Origin of the sequence: Phreatobacter sp. AB_2022a, from assembly GCF_026847585.1 — a bacterium.
In the GTDB taxonomy this organism is placed as follows: domain Bacteria; phylum Pseudomonadota; class Alphaproteobacteria; order Rhizobiales; family Phreatobacteraceae; genus Phreatobacter.
The window spans coordinates 1-6,458 of record NZ_JAPSET010000103.1; the positions used below are offsets into that span (position 1 = coordinate 1).

Genomic DNA, 6,458 nt, shown 5'->3' on the forward strand with positions numbered 1-6,458 from the left:
GGCGGGGGCCGCCTTCGCCGCAGCCTTGGCCGGGGCTGTCTTGGTGGCTTCCGTTTCGGCCTCGACGGGGGCCGCTGCGCCTGCGGGTTCCTCGGGGCCTGCGCCGTCGCCTTCGATCTTCAGCCGGATCAGGGGCGAGCCGACCGCCACGACGTCGCCGATCTCGGCGCCGAGCCAGGTGATCTCGCCGTCGACCGGCGAGGGGATCTCGACCGTCGCCTTGTCGGTCATGACGGCGGCCAGCACGGTGTCCTCGCGGACGAGATCGCCAACCTTGACGTGCCATTCGACGAGTTCGGCCTCGGCGACGCCTTCGCCGACATCGGGCAGCTTGATCACATGATCCGCCATGATCAGGCCTCCATCGCTTCGACGAGCGCCCGGCCAAGCCTGGCCGGCCCCGGGAAATAGTCCCATTCCTGGGCGTGCGGATAAGGCGTGTCCCAGCCGGCGACGCGGGTCACCGGTGCTTCCAGGTGGAAGAAGCAGTGTTCCTGGACGAGCGCTGCGAGCTCGGCGCCGAAGCCGGAGGTGAGCGTCGCCTCGTGAATGACGACGCAGCGTCCGGTCTTCTTCACCGAGGCGACGATGGTGTCGAGGTCGAGCGGCAGCAGCGTGCGCAGGTCGACGATCTCGGCGTCGATGCCGGTCTCGGCGGCGGCCGCCTCGGCGACATAGACCATGGTGCCATAGGCGAGGATGGTGATCGCGGCGCCCTCGCGCCGGATCGCCGCCTTGCCGAGCGGAACGGTGAAATGGCCCTCGGGCACCTCGCCGAGCGGGTGCCTGGACCAGGGCGTCACCGGCCGGTCGTGATGGCCGTCGAAGGGTCCGTTGTAGAGCCGCTTGGGCTCCAGGAAGACGACCGGATCGGGGTCCTCGATCGCGGCGATCAGGAGGCCCTTGGCGTCATAGGGATTGGACGGCACGACCGTCTTGAGGCCGGAGACGTGGGTGAACAGCGCTTCCGGGCTCTGGCTGTGGGTCTGGCCGCCGAAAATGCCGCCGCCGGTCGGCATGCGCACGACGATCGGGCAGGTGAACTCGCCGTTGGAACGGTAGCGCAGGCGCGCGGCCTCCGACACGATCTGGTCATAGGCCGGATACATGTAGTCGGCAAACTGGATCTCGACGCAGGGCTTGAGGCCATAGGCGGCCATGCCGATGGCGGTGCCGACGATGCCGAGTTCGTTGATCGGGGCATCGAAGCAGCGGCTCTTGCCGTACTTCTGCTGGAGGCCCTGGGTGCAGCGGAAGACGCCGCCGAAATAGCCGACATCCTCGCCGAACACGACGACATTGTCGTCGCGCTCCATGGCGACGTCCATGGCGCCGCGGATCGCCTCGATCATGGTCATTCTGGGCATGGCGTCAGACCCCCGCCTGCTGGCGCTGGCGGCGCAGATGCGGCGGCATCTGCGCATAGACGCCTTCGAACATGTCGCGCGCCGAAGGCTTGCCGCCGGAATGCAGCGTGCCGTGCCGCTCGGCCTCCTTCTGGGCGGTAATGACGGTGTCGAGGATCTCGGCTTCCGCCTGCTTGTGCCGCTCCTCCGACCAGAGGCCGCGATGGATCAGGTGGTTCTTCAGGCGGATCACCGGGTCGCCGAGCGGCCAGGCCGCGGATTCGGTCTTCGGCCGGTAGGCGGAGGGATCGTCCGAGGTCGAATGGGCGCCGACCCGGTAGGTGACATATTCGACGAGGGTCGGCCCGAGATTGCTGCGCGCCCGCTCGACCGCCCATTTGGCCACCGCATGGACGGCGAGATAGTCGTTGCCGTCGACACGCAGTGCCGGCAGGCCGAAACCGAGGCCGCGCGCGGCGAAGGTGCCGGAGCCGCCGCGGGCGATGCCCTGGAAGGTCGAGATCGCCCACTGGTTGTTGACGATGTTGAGGACAACAGGCGCCCGGTAGGTGGAGGCGAAGACGAGCGCGGCATGGAAATCGGATTCGGCGGTCGAGCCGTCGCCGACCCAGCCGACGGCGATGCGGCTGTCGCCCTTGATCGCCGAGGCCATGGCCCAGCCGACAGCCTGGACGAACTGGGTCGCGAGATTGCCCGAGATCGAGAAGAAGCCGTGCTCCTTGGAGGAGTACATGATCGGCAGCTGGCGCCCTTTGAGCGGGTCGTTCTCGTTGGAATAGATCTGGTTCATCATGTCGACCATCGGATAGCCGTCGGCGATCAGCAGGCCGGCCTGGCGATAGGTCGGGAAATTCATGTCGCCCGGCTTCAGCGCGCGACGGAAGGCGCAGCTCACCGCCTCCTCGCCCATGTGCTGCATGTAGAACGAGGTCTTGCCCTGGCGCTGGGCCATCTGCATGCGCGCGTCGAAGGCGCGCAGGGTCATCATGTGGCGGAGGCCCTCGACGAGCTCTTCGTCGGTGAGCGAACCGGCCCACGGTCCGACCGCCTCGCCCTCGCGGTTCAGCACCCGGATGATCGAATAGGCGAGGTCGCGGATCGTCTCGGGATTGGCGTCGATGTCGGGGCGGCGGACCGAGCCGGCCTCGGGGATGCGCACGTTGGAGAAGTCGGGCGTGCCGCCGGGGCGAACCTCGGGTTCCGGCACATGAAACCTGAGCGGAGCAGCGTCGGTCATGTCGGTTTCCTCATCGACCCTGCTCGGCGGACCGCCGGCAGGTCCCTTTGCATCAAGATGGCAGGCCGAACGCCGGCACGGAAGGCCTTCCGTCCTGGCTAAGCTGCGAGATCGGGTGATGTCCGTGGGGCGGGGCGCGGCCCGTGTCGCGGCGGCTGCTGCGGCGCGCATCAGCACCCGCCGATCGCGCCCAGACGGCGCGCAGGTGCCGATTTCTCATTGTTTTCAGGTTCATACAGACGACCCGCCCCAGATCGTGCCGACGATATGGCATCGCGGCGGGCGCGTCGTGTCGCGAAATTTCTAAATGCTGAGGCGGCGCAGAATTTCGTTGCGAAGATGGCCGCGGAAAACGGTGTTCCTTGCGGCGGGCCGGTTCCGGCCCGCCGCAAGCGGCAGCGTCATGGCGCGCAGCGCGGCGCTTCGATCGGTCTCAGCCGGTCACCGCTCCACGGTTCGCCGGCTGGGAGAGCACCGAGAACTTGCCGAGCACGCCGCGGGTATAGCGCGGCTTCGGCTGCACCCAGGCGGCGCGGCGGCGGGCGATCTCCTCGTCCGGCACGTCGAGCTGCAGGAGGTGGCGGTGGGCGTCGATGGTGATCTGGTCGCCCTCCTGAACGAGCGCGATGGTGCCGCCGACATAGGCTTCCGGGGCGACATGGCCGACCACCATGCCCCAGGTGCCGCCGGAGAAGCGGCCGTCGGTGATGAGGCCGACACTGTCGCCGAGGCCGCGGCCGATGATGGCCGAGGTCGGCGCGAGCATTTCCGGCATGCCGGGTCCGCCCTTGGGCCCGAGATAGCGCAGTACCAGCACGTCGCCGGCCTTGATCTTGTCGGAGAGGATCGCCTCCAGCGCCGATTGCTCGTCGTCGAAGACCCGCGCCGGGCCGGAGATGACCGGGCTCTTCAGGCCGGTGATCTTGGCGACCGCGCCGTCCTCGGCGAGGTTGCCCTTGAGGATGGCGAGATGGCCCTCGGCATAGAGAGCCTTGCTGATCGGCCGGATGACCTGCTGGTCGGCGCGCGGCTCGCTCGGCACCTCGGCGAGCTCCTCGGCGAGCGTGCGGCCGGTAATGGTCAGGCAGTCGCCGTGCAGGTGGCCGGCCTCGAGCAGGATCTTCAGGACCTGCGGCACGCCGCCGGCCTGGTGCAGGTCGACCGCCATGAACCGGCCGGAGGGCTTCAGGTCGCAGATGACCGGAACCTTGCGGCGGATGCGCTCGAAATCGTCGAGCGTCCATTCGACTTCCGCGGCATGGGCAATGGCCAGATAGTGCAGCACCGCATTGGTCGAGCCGCCGGTCGCCATGATCAGCGAGACGGCGTTCTCGATCGACTTGCGGGTGACGATGTCGCGCGGCTTGATGCCCTTCTTCACCGCCTCGACCAGCACGCGGCCGGCCTCGGCCGTGCGGTCGATGATCTCCCGGTCGACGCTCGCCATGGTCGAGGAATAGAGCAGGGCCATGCCGAGCGCCTCGAAGGAGGAGCTCATCGTGTTGGCCGTGTACATGCCGCCGCACGAGCCGGTGGTCGGACAGGCATTGCGCTCGATGCCCTCGAAATCCTCCTCGGTCATGTTGCCGGCCATGAAGGCGCCGACGGCTTCGAAGGCCGAGACGATGGAGAGGTCCTGGCCCTTCCACTTGCCCGGCTTGATGGTGCCGCCATAGACATAGATGGCCGGCGCGTTGGCGCGCACGATGCCCATCATGCCGCCCGGCATGTTCTTGTCGCAGCCGCCCAGCACCAGCACGCCGTCCATCCACTGGCCCTGCACGGAGGTCTCCACGCAGTCGGCGATGACCTCACGCGAGACGAGCGAATATTTCATGCCCTCGGTGCCCATCGACATGCCGTCCGAAATGGTCGGCGTGCCGAACACCTGCGGGTTGGCGCCCGCCTCCTTGATCGCGGCGATGGCCGCCTCGGCGAGCGGCTGCAGGCCGGCATTGCAGGGCGTAATAGTCGAGTGACCGTTGGCGATGCCGATCATCGGCTTGTCGAAATCGGCCTTCTCGTAGCCGAGCGCGTAATACATCGCCCGGTTGGGCGAACGGGCGATGCCCTGGGTGATGTTTTTCGAACGCTCGTTGTACGGCATGTCTATCAAGCTCCCGGCTGCGGCGCCCGACAGGGCCGCTGGAGCCTATTTTGGATTGCCTCTAATCCAATGAGAAATATATTTTTGGCAAGCGATTAGGTCGGGAATGATATAAGTTGGCGGCGAATGGCGAGCGGCGAATAGGAGGCCGGTCGGTCGGCTGCATCCCCTCGCCATTCGCCATTCGCCATTCGCAACGCGCCCGATACCATGGATCTGCGCCAGCTCCGCCAGTTCGTCGCCGTCGCCGAAGAGCTGCATTTCGGCCGGGCGGCCGCACGGCTCAACATGACCCAGCCGCCATTGAGCCAGGCGATCCAGCATCTGGAGGCTGAGCTCGGTGTGGAACTGCTCGCCCGCACCAAGCGCAGCGTCGCGCTGACGCCGGTCGGGCGGCAATGGCTCGACGAGGTGCGCAAGGTGCTCGGCGATGCCGCCGCTCTGCCCGACATCGCCCGGCGCCTCGCCCTCGGCGAACTCGGCCAGCTCCGGCTCGCCTTCGTCAGCACCGCCGACTACAGCGTGCTGCCCGGCCTCGTCAGCCGCTATCGCGGGGTGGCGCCGGACGTCAAAGTCGCGCTGCGCGAGGCGACCAGCGATATCCAGATCGAGGCGCTGCTCAACGACGAGATCGACGTCGGCATGATCATTGCGCAGGCGCAAAGCTCCATGCCGCCCTCGCTCGGCTATCGGCCGCTCATGCGCGAGCCGCTGGTCGCCGCGGTGCCGGATGCCTGGGTGCAGGAAGGCCGCGCCGGCTTCACGCAAGGGGCGGTCGGCGCGGGGACCGTGGTCGCGACCCCGCTCATCCTCTTTCCCCGGCGCAGCGCCCCAGGCTTTCACGACGCGATCGTCGACTATTACGTGCAGAACGGCTTCCGCCCGACCATCGTCCAGGAGGCGATCCAGATGCAGACGATCATCGGGCTGGTCGCCGCGGGGCTCGGCATGGCGCTGGTGCCGCAATCGCTCACCAATCTGAACCGGGCCGGCGCGCGCTATCTGCCGCTCGCCGGCGGCGCGCCGCTGATCGAGACCGGGCTCATCTGGCGCTCCGAAGACCGCTCTCCGACGCTGCAGCGCTTTCTCGACATTGCCGGCGGCCTTGGCCCCGCGGTCTAGATCGGCTTCGCGCCGAGAGCGGTCGCCCAATGGGCGCGCCGCTCCTTCAGGACCCGGTCGCGGAACAGCGCCTCGTCCTCCTCCTCGATGGTCTCGACGACCTCGAAGGTGAAGGCATCCGCCCCATGCCGGTTCCAGGCCTCCTGGAGGGAAGCCTGGCGGTTGCCGCCGAACCTGAGGGTGAACCAGATGCGGTTCTGGATCGTCGACAGATCGGGCGCCTGGCCGACCCAGCATTCGCCCGAGGCCGTGCAGCGGACGGCATAGATGCCGGCCGCAACCTTGCGTTCCCGATAGGCGTTGCTGGCCGCCTTGCGCCGTTCCTGGTTCATCTCGCGCTCCTGGTCTCTCGCCCCATTATTATCCGGGTATATTGACAAATGCAAATTTAACCCGGATATAAATTGGGCCACAGGAGATCCCATGTCCGGAGCTGTTCCCAAGTCCTGCACCGCCTTCGCCGGTTCGCGCCGTCTCGCACGCGGCGGCATTGTCGATGTCGCGTTGGCGGTGAAGGCGGCCGAGGCGCGAGGTGAAGCGCCGATCGTCGTCTTCGACGACGCGAGCGGCACCGTCATCGACTTCGACCTGCGCGGCAGCGCGGCGGAGGTGGCGGCGCGGCTGG

7 protein-coding genes are annotated in these 6,458 nt (G+C 67.5%); 2 read left to right on the forward strand and 5 right to left on the reverse strand.

The window, feature by feature from the left end:
- From OZ671_RS31720 to ilvD, 4 genes are all read right to left on the reverse strand, one after another.
- Positions 1-351: biotin/lipoyl-containing protein (locus OZ671_RS31720; RefSeq protein ID WP_328286416.1), on the reverse strand; the 351-nt coding region annotated here is incomplete at its 3' end.
- 2 nt (positions 352-353) lie between these two features.
- On the reverse strand, positions 354-1,367 hold the full coding sequence (locus tag OZ671_RS31725; protein ID WP_268864398.1) for an alpha-ketoacid dehydrogenase subunit beta: 1,014 nt from the start codon (positions 1,365-1,367) through the stop codon (positions 354-356).
- A 4-nt stretch (positions 1,368-1,371) separates the two neighbouring features.
- Complete coding sequence (locus tag OZ671_RS31730) at positions 1,372-2,604, reverse strand: 3-methyl-2-oxobutanoate dehydrogenase (2-methylpropanoyl-transferring) subunit alpha (RefSeq protein WP_038301777.1); 1,233 nt, start codon at positions 2,602-2,604, stop codon at positions 1,372-1,374.
- Positions 2,605-3,037: 433 nt separating this feature from the next.
- Positions 3,038-4,711 (reverse strand): dihydroxy-acid dehydratase, encoded by a 1,674-nt coding sequence (ilvD, locus tag OZ671_RS31735; RefSeq protein WP_268864399.1) that lies wholly within the window; start codon positions 4,709-4,711, stop codon positions 3,038-3,040.
- Positions 4,712-4,921: 210 nt separating this feature from the next.
- On the opposite strand from ilvD, the gene OZ671_RS31740 reads away from it, so the two are divergent.
- Positions 4,922-5,833, forward strand: coding sequence for a LysR family transcriptional regulator (locus OZ671_RS31740; protein WP_268864400.1), 912 nt, complete (start codon positions 4,922-4,924; stop codon positions 5,831-5,833).
- Here OZ671_RS31740 and OZ671_RS31745 read toward each other — a convergent pair.
- Positions 5,830-6,165 carry a GIY-YIG nuclease family protein gene (locus tag OZ671_RS31745; RefSeq protein WP_268864401.1) on the reverse strand — a complete coding sequence of 112 codons (336 nt, stop codon included), beginning with the start codon at positions 6,163-6,165 and terminating at the stop codon, positions 5,830-5,832. The two genes, OZ671_RS31740 and OZ671_RS31745, sit on opposite strands and share 4 nt — an antisense overlap.
- 91 nt (positions 6,166-6,256) lie before the next feature.
- On the opposite strand from OZ671_RS31745, the gene OZ671_RS31750 reads away from it, so the two are divergent.
- Positions 6,257-6,458, forward strand: a 202-nt coding sequence (locus tag OZ671_RS31750; RefSeq protein WP_268864402.1) for a DUF2239 family protein, incomplete at its 3' end; no start/stop codon positions are given.